The organism is Tsukamurella serpentis (genome assembly GCF_054780975.1).
On record NZ_BAAGVH010000005.1, the window covers coordinates 1 to 18,346 of the forward strand.

Consider the following 18,346-nt stretch of genomic DNA (forward strand, 5'->3'; position numbering starts at 1 on the left):
AAATAAACGAGAAAAGCCACAACACAAACAACCAAAATAATGATTGTCCATGCGTGCCAAAAAATTTGGCACTGACAATTTCATCGACACACTGTTGAGTTCTCAAAGAACACGCCAAACGCGGCCGTCCACACCAGAAACCCAAAGGCCCCTCACTATGTGAACCGCACCCTCGCAGGCAACCGTTCCAGTTTACATTCTCACAACCCGCCTGTCAAGGCGACCCGCTCGAAGCAACCGATGTAGCTTAGCAGAACCGATTTCCGTACGCAACTCGCTCTCGCGAATCACTCTGGAGCGCAATCGAACCCGCCTGACCCACATCGAACCGCTCCCGGCCGCACGTGGCGGTCGGAAGATGATCTTCCGTTGGTCGGCTGCTCGAAGCAACCGCTCTACTGTATATGAAGTCGGTCTCGGCGTCAAAACCGGGTCCGTCTCCGTCTTGTCGATCCTGTCCGCGTTTCCACCGTCTGACCTGGGCTTTTCGGCTCCGTCCTGGTCGGTGTCGCGCTGACTTCGAATAAGTTACGCATCGCGGAACGGAAGCACAAATCCGCTGGTCAGCGTGTAACTTGATGTTCATCTGCCCTGGTCAGCGTCACTTCCACGTCGAGTACGCCCGGAATCTCCGGAATGTGATCCGCAGCACTGAGGCCGCCCCGCGCACGTCGTCGGGACGGCCTCAGAGGTCGTGAGCTGGGAATTCAGTGGAAGCGGGCGCCCGCGAAGGACTTCTTTCCGCGGCGGAGCACCAGCCATCGGCCGTGCAGGAGGTCGTCATCGGCCGGCTCCCACTCCTCGGACTCGACCTTCGCGTTGTTCGCGTAGGCGCCTCCCTCCTTCACCGCCCGCCGGGCCGCTCCCTTCGATTCGCACAGTCCGGTCGCGGTCAGCAGGTCGATGATGCTCCGGGGCTCACCCACTCCGACCTCGACCACCGACGCCTCCGACAGCGCGGCCGCGAGTGTCGGCTCCGGAAGATCCGCCAGCTCGCCGCGTCCGAACAGGGCCTGCGAGGCGAGCTCGGCGGCACGCGTGTGCTCCTCCCCGTGCACCAGAGTGGTGAGCTCGGCCGCCAGGCGCTTCTGCGCGGTCCGCTTGTGCGGGGCCTCGGCGGTCTCCCGCTCGAGATCGGCGATCTCCTCCCGGCTCAAGAAGGTGAACCAGCGCAGGTAACGGATCACGTCCGCGTCCGCGGTGTTCACGAAGTACTGGTACCAGGCGTAGGGAGTGGTCAGCTCGGGGTCGAGCCACAGCGATCCGCCACCTGTGGACTTGCCGAACTTCTTGCCGTCGGCAGAGGTCACCAGCGGTGTGGTGAGCGCGTGCACGTGTCGGCCGTCGATCTTCCGGTTCAACTCAGCACCCGAGACGATGTTGCCCCACTGGTCTGAGCCGCCGATCTGCAGCGCGCAGTCGTACCGCCGGGACAGTTCGACGTAGTCGTAGGCCTGCAGCAACATGTAACTGAACTCGGTGTAGCTGATCCCGTCGGACTCGAGCCTGCGCTTGACGGTGTCCCGCGCCAGCATCACGTTGATCGAGAAGTGCTTGCCGACCTCTCGCAGGAACGTGGGCACGTTCATCTGCCCGTGCCAGTCCAGGTTGTTGACCAGGATGGCTCCGTTGTCGCCGGTCAGGCCGTCGTCACCGGCCAGCTTGACGAACCTCCGGAGCTGGCCGTCGATCTTCGCCGCCCACTGCGCGACCGTGTCCACCGAGTTGAGCACCCGCTCGCCGACGTCCCGCGGATCTCCGACCTGCCCGGTCGCGCCACCACCGAGGACGATGGGACGGTGCCCCGCCTCCTGGAACCGCCGGAGTGTCAGCAGCTGAACCAGGTGACCGGCGTGCAGTGATGACGCGGTGGGGTCGAAGCCTGCGTAGAGCGTGATCTCCCCCGCGGCGAGACGCTCGCGCAGCGCCTCGAGGTCGGTGGACTGCGCGATCAGGCCGCGCCAGGACAGTTCTTCGAGAATGTCAGCACTCACGCACCCCATTGTGGACCAGCCGGACTAGAGACTCACCGAAGGATGGCCGGTCAGCCACAGTCGCCACGGCAGTTCGGTCGCCTTCGATATCCCGATCCGTGGCCCCTCCGACACCGCCGCGACGCGTTCGTCGATCTCCAGACGCACCGTCGAATCCGGGTCCAGGAGGTCGATCCCCCTGTCCGCCAGGGTGATCGCCAGCGCCTGGCCGAGCCGGCCCGGCCCCGCGGCGAGTCGCCGGTCCTCGTCCTCGACCGCGCGCCGGGTGCGTACCCGGTCGATACCGCCGGTGATCTTGGCGGCGCGCAGGAGCACCCCGGCACCGACGCCGTCCGGTCCGGCGGTCACATTGACGCAGGTGTGGATCCCGTAGGAACGGTAGACGTAGAGGTGACCGGCGGGGCCGAACATGGTCTCGTTGCGTTCGGTCGGGCCGGGGTAGGTGTGTGCGGCCGGATCGGGCCATGGGCCGTCGGCCGGTGAGCCGTAGGCCTCGACCTCCACGATGCGGGCCAGCACGTCCCCGGCCACCAGTGTCGATCCGAGAACCAGGCGGGCCGCATCCAGTGGATGCCCTGAGAGCCGAGCCCGCAGGTCCGAGATCACCGGCGCTGGGTCACTGCGCCGTAGCGGCGAGGATCGACTCGTGCTCGGCGTCGTCGACGTCGCGCGCCTCCCCAATCAGCAGTACCGGCAACCCGTCCTCGATCGGGTAGGCGCGGCGCAGGCGCGGGTTGTAGAACAGCTCGTCCGGCACGTACAGCAGCGGTCCCTTGTCCTGCGGGCAGGCGAGGATCTTCAGCAGCGTCGTGTCGATGGCCATGGCGTCATGCTACCGAGCCGGTCGGCACCCGGTGGCCCGGACCGGCGCGCCCACTCTTGACGGCGTCTCACCACCGGCGCATAATTCATCATGCGTTGAATTCCTGCTCCTCAGTGAAACGCCAGGAGGTTCCATGAGTACCGCGATCATGCTGTCCGGACTGACCATCGTCCGGTCCGCCACCACCGTCCTCGACCACATCGACGCCGAGGTCCCCGCCGGGGCCATCACCGGCCTGCTCGGACCCTCCGGTTGCGGGAAGACCACCCTGATGCGAACGGTGGTCGGCGCACAGCGGATCACCGCCGGCACCGCGACGGTGCTCGGCAGGCCCGCCGGCAGTCCCGAACTGCGTTCCCGGATCGGCTACACCACCCAGTCCCCCGCGGTCTACGACGACCTGACGCTGCAGCAGAACGTCGAGTACTTCGCCGCCCTGTACCCCGCTCGGCGGGCCACCTCGCGGGCCGACGTCGCCGACGCACTGGCAGCGGTGAGCCTGCACGAGAACGCCGATCGCAGGGCGAGCACGCTGTCCGGAGGTCAGCGCTCACGGCTGAGCATCGCCTGCGCGCTGGTCGCACATCCCGAACTACTGATCCTCGACGAGCCCACCGTCGGCCTCGATCCGGTACTGCGCGCCGACCTGTGGGAGCGCTTCGCCGCCATGGCCGGCGCCGGAACCACGGTGCTCGTCTCCAGCCACGTGATGGACGAGGCTGCGCACTGTGATCGCCTGATCCTGCTCCGCGCGGGAACGCTGGTGGTCGAGTGCTCTCCGTCGGAACTACTCACCCGCACCGGCGCCACCAGCCTCGACGACGCCTTCCTCACCCTGATCCGCGACCAGGAGCGTGCCGCATGAACACGTCGACGATCCTCAACCCCTCCATCAGCCGCGCGACGGCGGTACGGGTCCTTCGGCAACTGCACGCCGACCCGCGGACCATGGCGATGATCGTCGTCGTACCGACGGCGCTGCTCACGCTGCTGTACTTCCTCTACCGCGACGCGCCCGCCGGGAGCGCGCTGTTCGGCCGGATCGCACTGATCCTGCTGGGAGTCCTGCCGTTCGCGTTGATGTTCATCATCACCTCGATCGCGATGCAGCGCGAACGAGTCTCCGGAACGCTGGAGCGTCTACTCACCACCCCGCTCGCCAAGGCCGATCTTCTCCTGGGGTACGCGGTGGCCTTCTCGGTGGCGGCGACCGCGCAGGCGGTGGTCGCAACCCTGGTGGCGGCCTACCTGCTGGGGATGACCACTGCGGGCAGCATCGCCATGGTGATCCTGATCGCCGTGGTCGACGCCTGGCTCGGAGTCGCGCTGGGACTGTTGTTCAGTGCCTTCGCGCGCACCGAGTTCCAGGCCGTGCAGTTCATGCCGATCGTGGTGGTGCCGCAGATCTTCCTGTGCGGTCTGCTGGTGCCGCACACGGCCATGCCCGGTTGGCTGCAGGCCGTCGCCGACGTACTGCCGATGACGTACGCGGTCGAGGCGCTGCAGGAGGTCGGAGCGCACGCCGACCCCACCCCCACCCTGTGGGCGGGTCTGGCAGTCGTGCTGGCGTTCACCGTCGCGGCATTGGCGATCGCAGCGGCCACGCTTCCACGACAGGTGCGGTGATCGGCTACGCGCCGCCCGCCCAGCTGCGCAGCGGCGCGACGGCGGCGGTCACCACAGCCGACTGGCGCGCGACCGCCGAGGGTGCCGTGCCTCCGCGAGCACTGCGGGACGAGACCGATCCCCGCACCGTGAGCACGTCACGGACCTGCGGGGTGAGCGCCGGGTGCACCGCGGCGAACTCGTCGTCGGTGAGGGCTTCGAGTCCCACGCCCCGGCGCTCGGCGACCCGAACGCATTCACCGGCGGCCTCGTGCGCGATCCGGAAGGGCACACCCTGCCGGACCATCCACTCGGCGACGTCGGTGGCCAGCGTGAAGCCGGCCGGTGCCAGTGCCGCCATCCGGTCCGGATGGAAGGTGAGGGTGGCGGTCAGCCCCGCGACCGCCGGCAGCAGCAGGCGCAACTGCTCCACCGAATCGAAGACAGGTTCCTTGTCCTCCTGCAGGTCCCGGTTGTAGGCCAGCGGCTGAGCCTTGAGCGTCGCCAGCAGCCCGGACAGGTTGCCGATCAGCCGCCCGGCCTTACCACGGGAGAGCTCGGCCACGTCGGGGTTCTTCTTCTGCGGCATGATCGAGCTACCGGTGGACCAGGCGTCCGCGAGCGTCACGTAGCCGAACTCCGCTGTGCTCCACAGGATCACGTCCTCGGACCAGCGAGACAGGTCGACCGCGATCTGCGCGAAGACGTACGCCGCCTCGGCGGCGAAGTCGCGGGAGGCGGTGGCATCGAGGCTGTTGTCGGCGGCGGAGTCGAAACCGAGGTCCGCGGCGATCGCATCCGGATCGAGTCCCAGCGAGGAACCGGCGAGCGCACCGGATCCGTACGGCGAGACCGCGATCCGCTTGTCGAGATCCTGCAGTCGCGCCACGTCCCGCAACAGCGGATGGGTGTATGCGAGCAGGTGGTGGCTGAGCAGGATCGGCTGCGCGGCCTGCAGGTGCGTCTTCCCGGGGAGGATCACGTCCGGGTTGGCCTGCGCCTGCACGACGAAGGCCTCCACGACGTCCAGCACACCGGACGCCACGAGGCGCACCGCATCCCTCAGCCACATCCGGAACAGCGTCGCCACCTGGTCGTTGCGCGAACGCCCGGCCCGAAGCCGGCCGCCGACATCGGCGCCGGCACGCTCGATCAGCCCCCGTTCGAGCGCACCGTGCACGTCCTCGTCGGACTGCGCCGGAGTGAAGGCACCGGAGACGACATCGGCCGCCAGCCGGTCCAGGGAGGTGATCATCACCTCCAGATCGGCGTCGGTGAGCAGGCCCGCACGGTGCAGTACCCGCGCATGCGCCTGCGAGGCCCGCACGTCGTACGGGGCCAGCACCCAGTCGAAATGGGTGGACTTGCTCAGCGCGGCCATCGCTTCTGCGGGACCGGAGGCGAAGCGTCCGCCCCACAGGCTGCCCTCGTTGGTGCCGTGCTGTCCGGCGTTCTCGCTCACCGTCACTCCTAATCGGTGCCGAGATCGAACGCGGCGTGGTTGCCCACCTCGTCGAAGCCCGACGGGATCTTCTCACCGCCGGCGACGATCGCCTCGGCGCCGCCCTGCTCCAACTCGCCGACCAGCGCCGCGGTCTCACCGGCGACGATGCCCTGCGTGGCGTACTGCTCCAGGCGCGAGCGGGAGTCGGCGATGTCGAGGTTGCGCATGGTGAGCTGACCGATCCGCTCGTCCGGGCCGAAGGCGGCGTCACCGACGCGCTCCATGGACAGCTTCTCCGGGTGGTAGCTCAGGTTCGGACCGGTGGTGTCGATGATCGAGTAGTCGTCACCGCGACGCAGCCGCAGCGTCACCGAGCCGGTGACAGCGGATGCGACCCACCGGATGATCGCCTCGCGCTGCATCAGCGACTGCGGATCCAGCCAGCGGCCCTCGTACATCAGCCGACCCAGGCGCCGCCCCTCGTTGTGATAGGTGGCGACGGTGTCCTCGTTGTGGATCGCGTTCACCAGCCGCTCGTAGGTCGCATGCAGCAGGGCCATACCCGGCGCCTCGTAGATGCCCCGCGACTTGGCCTCGATGATCCGGTTCTCGATCTGGTCGGAGATGCCCAGCCCGTGGCGGCCGCCGATGCGGTTCGCCTCGCGCACCAGCTCCACCGCATCGGTGTACTCGACGCCGTTGATCGCCACCGGGACACCGGCCTCGAAGGTGACGGTGACGTCCTCGGTGGCGATCGCGACCGACTCGTCCCACGGGGCGACGCCCATGATCGGCTCCACGATCTCCACACCGGTGTTCAGGAATTCGAGGTCCTTCGCCTCGTGCGTGGCACCCCAGATGTTGGCGTCGGTGGAGTACGCCTTCTCCGTGGAGTCGCGGTACGGGAAGCCGTGCGCGACCAGCCACTCGCTCATCTCCTTGCGGCCGCCGAGCTCGGAGACGAACTGCGAGTCCAACCACGGCTTGTAGATGCGCAGGTTGGGGTTGGCCATCAAACCGTAGCGGTAGAACCGCTCGATGTCGTTGCCCTTGTAGGTGGAGCCGTCGCCCCAGATCTCCACGCCGTCTTCCTTCATGGCGCGGACCAGCATGGTGCCGGTGACCACGCGGCCGATCGGAGTGGTGTTGAAGTAGGTCTTGCCACCCGAACGGATGTGGAAGGCACCGGTCTGCAGGGCGGCGATACCCTCCTGCACCAACAGCGGCTGTACATCCACCAGGCGGGCGATCTCGGCGCCGTACTCCTTGGCGCGGCCGGGAACCGCGTCGATGTCCGGCTCGTCGGGCTGCCCGATGTTCGCGGTGTAGGTGCACGGCACGGCACCCTTGTCACGCATCCAGGCCACGGCCACGGAGGTGTCGAGGCCGCCGGAGAAGGCAATGCCGACGCGTTCGCCGACGGGCAGTGCGGAGAGAACCTTAGACATGGTTGTAGAGCCTATCTGGTGGGAGGAGCGACGTGTTCAGGCGAGCGCAACCAGGCGCTCGGCGAGGTCTTTGCCGGTCAGGGGCTCGCGGGCGACGACGAGCACGGTGTCGTCGCCGGCGACCGTGCCCACCACCTCGGGCAGCGAGGAACGGTCGAGTGCGCTGGCGAGGAAGTTCGCCGCCCCGGGCGGCGTTCGCAGCACGCAGATGTTGCCGCTGTGATCGGTGGAGACCAGCAGTTCCCCCAGCAGCCGGGAGAGCCGTTCGGTACCGCCGGACACTCCCCGGACCGGGGAACCGTCCTCGGGCACCACGTAGACCCCGGCGCCACCGTCCGCGCCACGCAGTTTCACCGCGCCCAATTCGTCCAGGTCGCGGGAGATGGTGGCCTGGGTGGCCTCGTAGCCACCGCGCACCAGCAGCGCCTGCAGTTCCGCCTGGCTGCGCACCTGGTGGTTCACCAGAATCTCGATGATGGCCGCCTGCCGCCCAGCGCGCGTCGCCAGCGGCTGGTCGGTCACGGCTGCTCCAAGAGCCAGGTCAGCAGCGCCTTCTGCGCGTGCAGGCGGTTCTCCGCCTCGTCGAAGACGGCGGACTGCGGCCCGTCGATCACCTCGTCGGTGATCTCGTCACCGCGGTGCGCGGGCAGGCAGTGCAAGACGATCGCGTCCGGATCGGCGTGCGCCAGCAGTTCGGCGTTGATCTGATACGGCCGGAACGGGGCGTTGCGGTCGACTCCGTCGGCCTCCTGCCCCATGGACACCCAGGTGTCGGTGACCACGACGTCGACACCGGCCACGGCGAGCACCGGGTCGGAGATGAGGCTGATCTCCCCGCCGGTCTCCCGCCCCCGGGCGCGGGCGGCCTCGACGAACCGCTCGTCGGGGGCGAATCCCGCAGGCGCGCTGATCGTGACGTCCATGCCGGCGGTCACGCAGCCGAGCATGTAGCTGTGTGCCATGTTGTTGGCGCCGTCGCCGAGATAGGTGAGCTTGAGTCCGGCGACCGAAACACCGCTCCCGTCCGCTCGCGGCTGCCCCTTGCGCTCGGCGATGGTCTGCAGGTCGGCGAGGATCTGACAGGGATGGAACTCGTCCGACAGGGCGTTCACGACGGGCACGCTCGCGTACCGGGCCAGTTCCTCGAGCCCCTCCTGCGCATAGGTGCGCCAGACGATGGCGTCGACGAACCTCGACAGCACCCGTCCGGTGTCGGCGAGCGATTCGTCCCGGCCCATCTGAGTGGACTGCGAATCGACGACGACCGCGTGCCCACCCAGTTGCGCGATACCCACGTCGAAACTAAACCGGGTACGGGTGGAGTTCTTGTCGAACAGCACCGCGACGCCCTTGGGCCCCTCCAACGGACGATGCGAGAAGGGCTGCTCCTTGAGCTCCGCGGCGAGGGCGAGCACCTCGCGCTGTTCGACCGGGCTGAGGTCGTCATCGCGAAGGAAGTGACGGGTCATGGGTTCTCCTGGGCTGAGGTGACAAGAGCACGGTCGAGCAGTTCCGGGAGGGCTGTCAGGAACCGGTCGGCCTGCTCATCGGTGAGGACCAGCGGCGGGGCTAGCCGCACCACATCGGGCTGGGCGGCGTTGATCAGGAAGCCGGCGTCACGGGCACCGGTCTCGACCGCCTTCGCCACCGGCTGGGCGAGGGTGATCCCCAGCAGCAGGCCGGACCCCCGCACTCCGGTGACCAGGGGATGTCCGAGGGATTCGACGGTGGCGCTGATGTGCTTGCCGAGGGCGTCGGCACGTTCGGCCAGGCCCTCCTCCTCGATCACGTCGAGGACGGCGTTCGCCGCTGCGGCCGCAACCGGATTGCCGCCGAAGGTGGTGCCGTGCTGGCCGGGTGTGAGCAGCTCACCCGCAGCGCCCACGGCCACCGTCGCCCCGATCGGCAGGCCTCCACCGAGCCCCTTGGCCAGGGTGAAGACGTCCGGTGTGACCCCGGCCCGCTGATACGCGAACAAGGTTCCGGTGCGGGCGATCCCGGTCTGGACCTCGTCCAGGATCAGCAGGGCACCGGCGTCGGTGGCGGCACTGCGCGCCGCGGCCAGGTAGTCCGCGGGTGGGACCACCACGCCACCCTCCCCCATGATCGGCTCGAGGAAGACAGCAGCGATCGCGCCGTTGTCACCCGAAACGGCGCGGCGGAGTGCGTCCGCGTCACCGTAGGGCACATGCGTGACCGACTGCACCAGCGGCTCGAAGGGCTCCCGCTTACCGGGCTGACCGGTCAGCGAGAGCGAACCCATGGTGCGGCCGTGGAAGGCACCGTCGGCGGCGACCATCCCCGTGCGGCCGGTGCGCCGCCCGATCTTGATCGCCGCTTCATTGGCCTCGGCGCCGGAATTGCTGAAGAAGACACGCGTTCCGGGGACGCCGACGGCCTCGGTGAGCCGTTCGGCCAGACGCACGACCGGCTCGCTGATGTAGAGGTTCGAGACGTGTCCGAGAGTGGAGACCTGCGCGGTGACCGCTTCGACGATCCTCGGGTGGGCGTGGCCGAGCGCATTGACGGCGATACCGCCGAGCAGATCGACGTACTGCTTGCCGTCGGCGTCGGTGACCACGGCACCACGTCCGGAGACCAGTGCGATCGGGGGCGTGCCGTAGGTGTCCATCACGGCGGAGTTCCACCGCTGTTGCAGAGCGTGATTGGTCATCGTCTTCGTCTCAGATCCAGGTCTTGTCGGTGGGGTTCGGCTTCGGTTCGGTCACCATGGTCCCGATCCCCTTGCTGGTGAACAGTTCCAGCAGCACCGAGTGCGGCACACGCCCGTCGATGACGTGCGCGGTGGGCACGCCACCGGTCACCGCCCGCAGACACGCCTCCATCTTCGGAACCATCCCCGAGTCCAGGCTCGGTAGCAGCTCCGCCAACGCGACGGTGTCGATCTCCGAGGTCAGCGATGAGCGGTCGGGCCAGTTCGTGTACAGCCCCTCGACGTCGGTGAGCACCACCAACTTCTGGGCGCCGAGCGCCTCGGCGAGCGCCGATGCGGCGGTGTCGGCGTTGATGTTGTGCACCACCCCGTCCACGTCCGGCGCGATGGTGGAGATCACCGGAATCCGGCCGGCGGCGATCAGGTCGTTGACCGCCGCCGGGTCCACCGCGGTCACGTCACCGACCAGCCCGATGTCGGTCGCGGCACCGTCGACCACCACCTCTCGGCGAGTGGCGGTGAACAGGTGCGCATCCTCACCGGACATGCCGACGGCGAACGGCCCGTAGGAGTTGATCAGACCGACGAGTTCCCGTCCGACCTGACCGAACAACACCATCCGAACCACGTCCATCACCTCGGGTGTGGTGACCCGGAACCCGCCTTTGAACTCGCCGGCCATGCCCAGTCTCTTGAGCATGGCGTTGATCTGCGGGCCGCCGCCGTGCACCACCACCGGGTGCAGGCCGCAGGTGCGCAGGAACACCATGTCCTGAGCGAACGACCGCTTGAGCCGGTCGTCGACCATGGCGTTCCCGCCGTACTTGACCACCACGGTCTTGCCGTGGAAATCCAGCAGCCACGGCAGCGCCTCGGCGAGAACACCGGCCTTCTGCAGTGCCGTGAGATCCGGCGCCCGATCCGCGGCGGTCATGAGGAGTACGCCGAGTTCTCTTCGACGTAGGCGTGCGAGAGATCGGTGGTGCGGATGCTCGCGGCACCGTCCCCCATGCCCAGATCGACGGTGACGTCCACCTCCGGTCCGGACAGGTCCACCTCACGCGCTCCGGGAAGACCGCAGCCCCGCTCGGCGATCGGCTGTCCGTTGAAGGAGACGGTGAGCCTGTCGTGCTCGAGCTCGATCGGTGCGATGCCGATCGCCGCCATGACTCTGCCCCAGTTCGGGTCACTGCCGAACAGTGCGGTCTTGACCAGGCTGTCCCGGCCGATCGCACGAGCACCGATCAGTGCCTGTTCCTCGCTGACTGCGCCGGTCACGGTGATCCGGATCCGCTTGGTGACACCCTCGGCGTCGCCCTGCAACTGGGCGGCGAGATCATCACAGACCTCCCGCACCGCCTCGTTGAGTTCGTCCTGAGTGCAGGTCTTCTCGCTGGCGCCGCTGCTCATCAGGATGACGGTGTCGTTGGTGGAGGTGGAACCGTCCACGTCGAGCCGGTCGAAGGTGTAGGCGCTGGCGTAGCGCAAGGCCTCGTCGAGCTGCTCGGGTGCGGCATGCACGTCAGTGGTGAGGACCACCAGCATGGTGGCCAGGGACGGTGCCATCATGCCCGCACCCTTCGCCATGCCGCCGACGTTCCAGCCGCCGCGGTGGTGCAGCGCGGTCTCCTTCGGAACGGTGTCGGTGGTCATGATCGCGTATGCGGCGTCGGTACCGCCGGACATGCCGCCGCCCATCTCGTGGACGATCTCGGTGACCCCCGCGAGCAGCGTGTCCATCGGCAGGCGGTCACCGATCAGGCCGGTGGAACACACCGCGACCTCACCCGCCCCGGTCTCGGTCCCCCAGTGGCTCAGCGCCTCTGCGACCTTCTCCGCGGTGGCGTGCGCATCCTGGAAGCCGCCCGGACCGGTGCACGCGTTGGCACCGCCGGAATTGAGGATCACCGCCCGCAGGTGGCCGTCCTTGATCACCTGCTCGCTCCACAGCACCGGTGCCGCCTTGACCTTGTTCCGGGTGAACACGGCCGCTGCGGCGTAGTGCGGTCCCTCGTTGAAGACCAGGGCCAGATCGGGTTTACCGGAAGCCTTGATACCCGCCGCGATGCCGGCCGCCTTGAACCCCAGGGGCGCGGTGACGCCCTGGGTACGGACGAGACGGAAATCGGCATTCGATTCGCTCACGGCGTCGGATGCGTTCACTTCGCTCACGGTGTCGGATGCGTTCACTTCGCTCACGGTGCCACTCCTACGGTGGAAAGTCCTGCGGTCTCGGGCCATCCGAGAGCCAGGTTCATCGATTGCACGGCGCCGCCGCCGGTGCCCTTGGTGAGGTTGTCGATCGCAGCGGTGGCGATCAAGCGTCCTGCGCGTTCGTCGACGGCGATCTGCACCTGCACCGCGTTGCTGCCCTGCACGGACTTCGTCTGCGGCTGTACACCTTCGGGCAGCAGGTGCACGAAGGGCTCGTCCGCGTAGGCCCTCCGGTACACCTCCCGGGCCTGCGCATCGGTCGCCGTCGTCGGGGCCGAGACGGTCGCCAGGATGCCGCGAGCCATGGGCACCAGGATCGGCGTGAACGAGACCACGACGGGCGCCCCCGCGGCCGCCGACAGGTTCTGCGTGATCTCCGGGGTGTGCCGGTGGGTGGTCACACCGTAGGCGCGGGCCGAGCCCAGTGCCTCGGAGGCGAGCAGGTCGACCCGGGCGGCCTTGCCCGCTCCGGAAGTCCCGCTCACCGCGACCACCGTGACCTCGGGCGCGACGATACCGGCCGCCACGGCGGGCAGGAACGCGAGGGTCGACACCGTCGGGTAGCAACCGGGGACGGCGATCCGGGACGCCCCGGCCAGCACCTCGCGGTTGCCGGGCAGCTCCGGCAGGCCGTACGGCCAGGTACCGGCGTGCTCAGTGCCGTAGTAGCGCTTCCACTCGGCGGCGTCCGACAGTCGGTAATCGGCGCCACAGTCGATGATCAAGGTCGACGGAGGCAGCGCCTCGGCGATCTCAGCGGACTTGCCGTGCGGCAGTCCGAGGAAGACGACGTCATGGCCGCGGAGAGTGTCCGGGGTGGTCTCTGCCAACACGCGGTCGGCGAGCGGCAGCAGGTGCGGGTGATGCTCGAACAGGGTGCTTCCCGCGTTACCTCCGGCGGTGAGCGCACCGATCGTGAGCTCGCCGGACGAGTACTGCGGATGCGCCAGCAGCAGCCGCAGGATCTCGCCCCCGGCGTACCCGCTGGCACCGGCAATCGCCACCGAAACAGTCATGCGATGATTATGCACCATCTTGCAACCCTATTCACCGAAGGGTGGCAGGTTGCTCGCTCGAAACTTCACAGACTTCCCCCAGCCTCACGTCAGACACCGTCGGCACGCTCGGAAAAGTAACGAACACACACGTCCCATCCGAAAGACCGAGTATGAGCAACACGAACGCAATGACCCAGCCACTGTCCCTCCCTCGCCGCGAACGCGGAGTCCGAGGCACCGTCAACCGTGTCCTGGACGGCATCGCACCGCGCGTGGAGAACCGGGCCATGCTGGTCAAGATGGGAAAGGGCCGCCCCAGCCTGGTCGGCGATCACCGTCGCGGCAACCACATCACCGAGGCCTTCCACCTGGGCTGATCGGCGAACGTCTCAGAGCTCGCGGAAACCGACCGCACGCCGGTAGTCGCCTCGGGGTCCGGTCACCGACTCGACCTGAGCGCGTGCCTGCTCGATCACGGGTGTCGACGGATCCAGCACCGACAGGTACTGACGGTGTTCCGCCAGGGATTCGACGGCGCGCTCGGTGAACCCGGTGACGTCCACGATCAGCGTCGGGTCGGGGCAGGTCTGGAATCCCCGTACCGCACCGTCGGCCAGCACGTCGGCGACCGCGCGGGTGAACTCCATGTGATCGACCTGATTGGGCAGTCCCTCACCCCAGGAATCCCCGCCCCAGAGCGTGATCACGATGTCCGGCCGATAGCGCGCGAGCGACTTCGTGATCGACTCCCGCAGCTCCGGCGTATTGCGGACCTGCGAATCGGGATATCCCCAGAAGCGCACCTCGTCCACTCCGACCACCGCTGCGGATCGACGTTGCTCCTCCTCGCGGACCGGCCCGGCAGTACCGGCCGACATCCCCTCGATCCCCGCCTCGCCCGAGGTCGCGAGCCCGTAGGCCACCGTCCTGCCCTGCGAGGTCCAGCGGGCGACCGCGGCGGCCATGCCGTACTCCGGATCGTCCGGGTGCGCGACCAGCACCAGAGCGGTGTTCCAGTCTTCCGGGAAGGGCTGCGGCTCGCTCACCGTTCCCACGCTAGAGGTCGGAGCGGATCAGCGCAGCAACTCGACTCACACCGCCGGCGGACCTACCGCAGCACGGCGCCGACCTGCTCGGCGGCGCGCGCCACCGCCGCGGCGCGGGCAGCGGACGCCTCGTCCTCGGTCAGGGTGCGATCGCCCGCGCGGAAGCGCAGCGAGAACGCCATGGACTTGCGGCCCTCACCGACCTGCTCCCCGGTGAACACGTCGAACAGCGAGATCGCTTCCAGTAGTTCCCCGGCACCGTCGGCGAGCGCGGCCTGCACCGACGTGGCGGGAACCGCCTGATCGACGACCACCGCAACGTCCTGTAGCACCGCCGGGAACGGCGACACCACCGGCGCCGGGAGGTTCTCGACCAGCGGGATCGCGTCGAGGTCCAGCTCGACGGCGCAGGTGCGGGCCGGCAGCCCGGCACGCTCGAGTACCGCGGGATGCAGCTCACCGGCATGCCCCACAACGGTCTCTCCGACCAGCACCTCCGCGCACCGTCCGGGATGGAAGGGCTGGAACTGCGCCGACCGCAGGGTCAGCTCGACGTTGCCGGCGCGGCCGATCTCGCGGACCGCCTCGAAGGCATCCGTGGCATCGGCGGACCGCGCCGGACCCCAGGGGCCGGCAGTGCCGCGCTGGCCGGTGAAGACCAGCGCGATGTGCTCGGGCTGGATCGGCAACGAGGCGTTCAGCGCTTCGATCTGCTCGTCCGTGGGTCGGCGGTCGACCGCGATCGGATCGACGGCGACTGTCTTCTCGGTGGGCAGCACCACCTCGGCGATGGTGTACAGGGCGAGGTCCCGCTGGCCGCGGGAGACGTTGCGGGCCAAGATCTCCAGCAGACCGGGCAACAGCGTTGTCGCCAGCGCAGGGCGATCCGCTTCGAGCGGATTCAACACGGTGGTGGTGTTGCGGCGAGGATCCGAGGCGTCGAGTCCCCAGGTGTCGAAGACATCGGCGGGCAGGAACGGGCTGGTCAGCACCTCGACGTGGCCGGTGTGCGCGAGCGAACGGCTCACCGTCCGTCGGCGGCGCTGCCGGGCGCTGAGGCCCCGTCCTCCCGGTGCGGCAGGCAGTACCGGCGGGATCTGCTCCAGCCCCTCCAGGCGCAGCACCTCCTCGACCAGGTCGGCCGACATGGTCAGATCGGGCCGCCAGGTGGGCGGGGTCACCGTCAGATCGGTCTCACCCTCGACCTGCGCGCCGATCTGAGTCAGCCGACGCACCGTGGTCCCGGGCGCGTAGGAGATTCCGGCGACCCGGTCCGGACGTTCTGCGGCGAAAGCCAGCGGCGGCTGCTGGTCGTAGCCACCGAGGTCGGTGATCTCGCCGACGACGGTGCCACCGGCGATCTCGGTGAGCAGTCGCGCGGCTTCCCGAACCGTCCACACCGAGATCGCGGGATCGACGGTGCGTTCGTAGCGTTTCGCGGCGTCCGAGCTGAGCTTGTGTCGCTTACCGGTGCGGAACACCTTGACCGGGTTCCACACCGCACCCTCGAGGATCACGTCGACGGTCTCGCCTCCGACCTCGGTGGTCGCGCCACCCATCACTCCGGCCAGCGAGATCGCGCCGGAATCGTCGGCGATCACCGTGTCCTCGGGATCGAGCTTGCGGGTGACGTGGTCGATCGTCTCCAGCGTTTCTCCGGCGTTCGCGGCACGCACCACCAGGCCGCCCGCAACGGCGTCGGCGTCGAAGGCGTGCAACGGCTGGCCGGTGAGCAGCATCAGATAGTTGGTCACATCGACGGCTGCGCTGATCGGCCGGACGCCGGAGGTCAGCAGGCGACGCTGCAGCCACCACGGACTCACCGCCTTCGGATCGATACCGTCGACGCGCAACGCGGTGAAGCGGGTGCATCCGGAGTCGGGTTCGACGGTGACGTCCACCGCGCCGCTGCCCGATCCCTGCTTCGGCGACGGCGTGGTGATGTCGGTGAACGGAAGGTCGTAGCCGCAGGAGAGTTCCCGGGCGAGACCGCGGACGGAGAAGGCGTAGCCGCGGTCGGGTGTGACGTTGAGTTCGATGACGGTGTCGTCCATTCCCAGTACGGGTCTGGCGTCGTCGCCCGGTTCCGCGGTCCCCTCGGGCAGGACCAGGATGCCCGAATGATCACTGCCGAGCCCCAACTCGGAAACCGAGCAGATCATGCCGTCGGAGACGTGGTCGTACGTCGTGCGGGTGGCGATCTCGAAGCCACCGGGCAGCACCGCACCGGGCAGTGCGGCGACGATGAGATCGCCCTCGGCGAAGTTGCGCGCGCCACACACGATCCCCCGCGGCTCGGCCTCACCGACCTCGACCTGGCAGAACCGGATCGGCTTGCGGAAGTTCGTGAGCTCCTCGATGTGCACGACCCGGCCGATCTTCAGCGGCCCGGTCACGGTGTCGAGTGATTCGACCTCCTCGACCTCGAATCCGACGCGCACGAACCCGGCATCCAGTTCGTCGGCGCTGACCGCCCATTCGGGGGTGTCGCGGCGGAGGATCTCGGTGAGCCATGACTGTGCAACGCGCACGATGGAAGTCCTTCTTCTGGTGAGGCGGTGTGCTGGGGCGGAGCGGCGCGGGTCAGCCGCGGACGCCGAAGGGAAGGGTGAACCGGACGTCGCCCTCGACGATGTCGCGCATGTCGGACAGACCGGTACGGAACTGGAGGGTGCGTTCGAGGCCCATACCGAAGGCGAACCCCGAGTACTCGTCGGGGTCGATGCCGCAGGCGCGCAGCACGTTCGGGTTCACCATGCCGCAGCCACCCCACTCGATCCAGCCGGCGCCCCCCTTCTTGTTCGGGAACCACACGTCCACCTCGGCGGACGGTTCGGTGAACGGGAAGTAGTTCGGCCGCATGCGGGTGGTGGTCTCCGGGCCGAACATCGCCTTCGCGAAGGCCTCGAGGGTTCCGCGCAGGTGCGCCATGGTCAGACCCTTGTCCACGGCGAGGCCCTCGACCTGGCTGAACACCGGAGTGTGGGTGGCGTCGAGCTCGTCGGTGCGGAAGGTGCGGCCGGGGCAGGCCACGTAGATCGGCACGTCGCGGCCGAGCATCGACCGGACCTGGACCGGTGACGTGTGCGTGCGCAGCACTTGCCGCGATCCCTCGGGCGCCACGTAGAAGGTGTCCTGCATGGAACGCGCCGGGTGGTCCGGGAGGAAGTTGAGTGCGTCGAAGTTGAAGTGCTCGGTCTCGACCTCAGGCCCTTCGGCGATCTCCCACCCGATGCCCACGAAGAAGTCGGCGACCTCGTCGGCGATGATGCTCACCGGATGACGGGCGCCCTGCGGTGCGCGGCCGGAGGGCAGCGTCACGTCGATGGTCTCGGAGACCAGCACGGCGGCGTCCCGCTCGGCATCGAGTACGGACTTGCGCTGCTCGTAGTCGGCACGAGCGCGCCCCTGCGCCACGTTGACCCGCTTACCGGCGTCCTTGCGCTCGTCCTTGGGGATCGACCCGAGGGCCCGCTTCGCCAATGCCAGTGGCGACTTCTCCCCCAGGTGCGCCAGCCGCGCCTCAGTCAGTTCGTCGAGCGATCCGGCCGCCGCGAACGCGTCCGCCGCCGCCTTCGTTGCCGCATCCAGCGCGGCGTCGCTGAGGTCAGTGGCATCACCGCTGACCTGCGGGGCTGTCTTCTCCGACGCGGGGGCTTCGGACACGTGCGCGACTCCTCGACTCGCTGAACTGTTCGCGGTCCAGACTAGTCGACGGCGATTCGTGACCGGAAACGCATTACCGCTGGTCCACGCCCGGCGTGCGGTCGCGCTGCGGTGCGGCAGTGACTGCGCCGGGTCAGCGGCAGTTGGTGAGGTACGGCATGGAGCCGTACGGTCCCCAGATCTTCGACTCCGCGTTGGCACGAGCGGCAGCGTGGTTCGGCCCTGTTCCGTGCACGGTGCCGGCGAACGTGGCGAACTGGTTGTTGAATTGCTGCGCGAAGACATCGCAGGTCACCGTCACAGGAATCGGCGCCGGAGCGGCGCCCGCCCCCGCAGTCACCGCAGCTGCGAGACCTGTCGCGCCGATGATTCCCGCCACCAGGATCCGCTTCATGTACCCCTCCACCGAACCGCTCGTCATACCGTGTTTACCA

The 18,346-nt window shown here is 68.3% G+C and carries 18 protein-coding genes; 3 read left to right on the forward strand and 15 right to left on the reverse strand.

The window, feature by feature from the left end:
* Positions 1-707: 707 nt before the first annotated feature.
* Genes tyrS through ACYVHG_RS13075 form a run of 3 tightly spaced genes read right to left on the reverse strand, consistent with a single transcriptional unit; the run spans position 708 to position 2,817 of the window.
* A complete protein-coding gene (tyrS, locus tag ACYVHG_RS13065; RefSeq protein WP_461167903.1) occupies positions 708-1,994 on the reverse strand; it encodes a tyrosine--tRNA ligase in 1,287 nt (428 codons plus the stop codon).
* 24 nt (positions 1,995-2,018) lie between these two features.
* Entirely contained in the window at positions 2,019-2,597 is a 579-nt protein-coding gene (locus ACYVHG_RS13070; protein WP_461168017.1) for a DNA-3-methyladenine glycosylase, read from the reverse strand.
* Between the two features lie 13 nt (positions 2,598-2,610).
* Complete coding sequence (locus ACYVHG_RS13075) at positions 2,611-2,817, reverse strand: Trm112 family protein (RefSeq protein WP_461167904.1); 207 nt, start codon at positions 2,815-2,817, stop codon at positions 2,611-2,613.
* A 133-nt stretch (positions 2,818-2,950) separates the two neighbouring features.
* Here ACYVHG_RS13075 and ACYVHG_RS13080 point away from each other — a divergent pair, with 133 nt between their 5' ends.
* Positions 2,951-3,682 (forward strand): ABC transporter ATP-binding protein, encoded by a 732-nt coding sequence (locus tag ACYVHG_RS13080; protein WP_461167905.1) that lies wholly within the window; start codon positions 2,951-2,953, stop codon positions 3,680-3,682.
* Positions 3,679-4,443 carry an ABC transporter permease gene (locus tag ACYVHG_RS13085; protein WP_461167906.1) on the forward strand — a complete coding sequence of 255 codons (765 nt, stop codon included), beginning with the start codon at positions 3,679-3,681 and terminating at the stop codon, positions 4,441-4,443. The genes ACYVHG_RS13080 and ACYVHG_RS13085 overlap by 4 nt, the downstream gene beginning before the upstream one ends.
* 4 nt (positions 4,444-4,447) lie before the next feature.
* On the opposite strand, the gene argH is transcribed toward ACYVHG_RS13085, so the two are convergent.
* From argH to argC, 8 genes are read right to left on the reverse strand one after another with little or no spacing between them, the layout of a single operon-like run.
* Complete coding sequence (gene argH / locus ACYVHG_RS13090; protein ID WP_461167907.1) at positions 4,448-5,884, reverse strand: argininosuccinate lyase; 1,437 nt, start codon at positions 5,882-5,884, stop codon at positions 4,448-4,450.
* A gap of 8 nt (positions 5,885-5,892) precedes the next feature.
* Complete coding sequence (gene argG, locus ACYVHG_RS13095; RefSeq protein ID WP_461167908.1) at positions 5,893-7,314, reverse strand: argininosuccinate synthase; 1,422 nt, start codon at positions 7,312-7,314, stop codon at positions 5,893-5,895.
* Positions 7,315-7,350: 36 nt separating this feature from the next.
* Positions 7,351-7,836, reverse strand: coding sequence for an arginine repressor (locus ACYVHG_RS13100; protein WP_461167909.1), 486 nt, complete (start codon positions 7,834-7,836; stop codon positions 7,351-7,353).
* Positions 7,833-8,783, reverse strand: a complete 951-nt coding sequence (gene argF / locus ACYVHG_RS13105; protein ID WP_461167910.1) for an ornithine carbamoyltransferase — start codon at positions 8,781-8,783, stop codon at positions 7,833-7,835. The genes ACYVHG_RS13100 and argF overlap by 4 nt, the downstream gene beginning before the upstream one ends.
* Positions 8,780-9,988 (reverse strand): acetylornithine transaminase, encoded by a 1,209-nt coding sequence (locus ACYVHG_RS13110; protein ID WP_461167911.1) that lies wholly within the window; start codon positions 9,986-9,988, stop codon positions 8,780-8,782. The genes argF and ACYVHG_RS13110 overlap by 4 nt, the downstream gene beginning before the upstream one ends.
* A 10-nt stretch (positions 9,989-9,998) precedes the next feature.
* On the reverse strand, positions 9,999-10,922 hold the full coding sequence (argB, locus tag ACYVHG_RS13115) for an acetylglutamate kinase (RefSeq protein WP_461167912.1): 924 nt from the start codon (positions 10,920-10,922) through the stop codon (positions 9,999-10,001).
* Positions 10,919-12,187: a bifunctional glutamate N-acetyltransferase/amino-acid acetyltransferase ArgJ gene (gene argJ, locus ACYVHG_RS13120; protein ID WP_461167913.1), complete on the reverse strand. Its 1,269-nt coding sequence runs from the start codon at positions 12,185-12,187 to the stop codon at positions 10,919-10,921. Before argJ ends, argB begins: the two co-directional genes overlap by 4 nt.
* Positions 12,184-13,218 carry an N-acetyl-gamma-glutamyl-phosphate reductase gene (gene argC / locus ACYVHG_RS13125; RefSeq protein ID WP_461167914.1) on the reverse strand — a complete coding sequence of 345 codons (1,035 nt, stop codon included), beginning with the start codon at positions 13,216-13,218 and terminating at the stop codon, positions 12,184-12,186. Before argC ends, argJ begins: the two co-directional genes overlap by 4 nt.
* Positions 13,219-13,370: 152 nt before the next feature.
* Between argC and ACYVHG_RS13130 the strand changes: the two genes are divergently transcribed.
* Positions 13,371-13,577, forward strand: a complete 207-nt coding sequence (locus ACYVHG_RS13130; RefSeq protein ID WP_461167915.1) for a hypothetical protein — start codon at positions 13,371-13,373, stop codon at positions 13,575-13,577.
* A gap of 12 nt (positions 13,578-13,589) precedes the next feature.
* Here ACYVHG_RS13130 and ACYVHG_RS13135 read toward each other — a convergent pair whose 3' ends face one another.
* The 4 genes from ACYVHG_RS13135 to ACYVHG_RS13150 all read right to left on the reverse strand — a co-directional run bounded on the left by ACYVHG_RS13135 (position 13,590) and on the right by ACYVHG_RS13150 (position 18,333).
* Positions 13,590-14,246: a PIG-L deacetylase family protein gene (locus ACYVHG_RS13135; RefSeq protein WP_461167916.1), complete on the reverse strand. Its 657-nt coding sequence runs from the start codon at positions 14,244-14,246 to the stop codon at positions 13,590-13,592.
* Between the two features lie 62 nt (positions 14,247-14,308).
* Positions 14,309-16,777 (reverse strand): phenylalanine--tRNA ligase subunit beta, encoded by a 2,469-nt coding sequence (pheT, locus tag ACYVHG_RS13140; protein ID WP_461167917.1) that lies wholly within the window; start codon positions 16,775-16,777, stop codon positions 14,309-14,311.
* 52 nt (positions 16,778-16,829) lie between these two features.
* Complete coding sequence (gene pheS, locus ACYVHG_RS13145; protein WP_461168018.1) at positions 16,830-17,837, reverse strand: phenylalanine--tRNA ligase subunit alpha; 1,008 nt, start codon at positions 17,835-17,837, stop codon at positions 16,830-16,832.
* Positions 17,838-18,045: 208 nt separating this feature from the next.
* Positions 18,046-18,333: a hypothetical protein gene (locus tag ACYVHG_RS13150; RefSeq protein ID WP_461167918.1), complete on the reverse strand. Its 288-nt coding sequence runs from the start codon at positions 18,331-18,333 to the stop codon at positions 18,046-18,048.
* Positions 18,334-18,346 lie beyond the last annotated feature (13 nt).

Excerpts from the sequence above, each read along its gene's own strand:
- ACYVHG_RS13075 (WP_461167904.1), bottom strand. The coding sequence starts at position 2,817 with ATGGCCATCGACACGACGCTGCTGAAGATCCTCGCCTGCCCGCAGGAC.
- ACYVHG_RS13080 (WP_461167905.1), top strand. The coding sequence starts at position 2,951 with ATGAGTACCGCGATCATGCTGTCCGGACTGACCATCGTCCGGTCCGCC.
- ACYVHG_RS13085 (WP_461167906.1), top strand. The coding sequence starts at position 3,679 with ATGAACACGTCGACGATCCTCAACCCCTCCATCAGCCGCGCGACGGCG.
- argG (WP_461167908.1), bottom strand. The coding sequence starts at position 7,314 with ATGTCTAAGGTTCTCTCCGCACTGCCCGTCGGCGAACGCGTCGGCATT.
- argF (WP_461167910.1), bottom strand. The coding sequence starts at position 8,783 with ATGACCCGTCACTTCCTTCGCGATGACGACCTCAGCCCGGTCGAACAG.
- ACYVHG_RS13110 (WP_461167911.1), bottom strand. The coding sequence starts at position 9,988 with ATGACCAATCACGCTCTGCAACAGCGGTGGAACTCCGCCGTGATGGAC.
- argB (WP_461167912.1), bottom strand. The coding sequence starts at position 10,922 with ATGACCGCCGCGGATCGGGCGCCGGATCTCACGGCACTGCAGAAGGCC.
- argC (WP_461167914.1), bottom strand. The coding sequence starts at position 13,218 with ATGACTGTTTCGGTGGCGATTGCCGGTGCCAGCGGGTACGCCGGGGGC.
- ACYVHG_RS13130 (WP_461167915.1), top strand. The coding sequence starts at position 13,371 with ATGAGCAACACGAACGCAATGACCCAGCCACTGTCCCTCCCTCGCCGC.
- ACYVHG_RS13150 (WP_461167918.1), bottom strand. The coding sequence starts at position 18,333 with ATGACGAGCGGTTCGGTGGAGGGGTACATGAAGCGGATCCTGGTGGCG.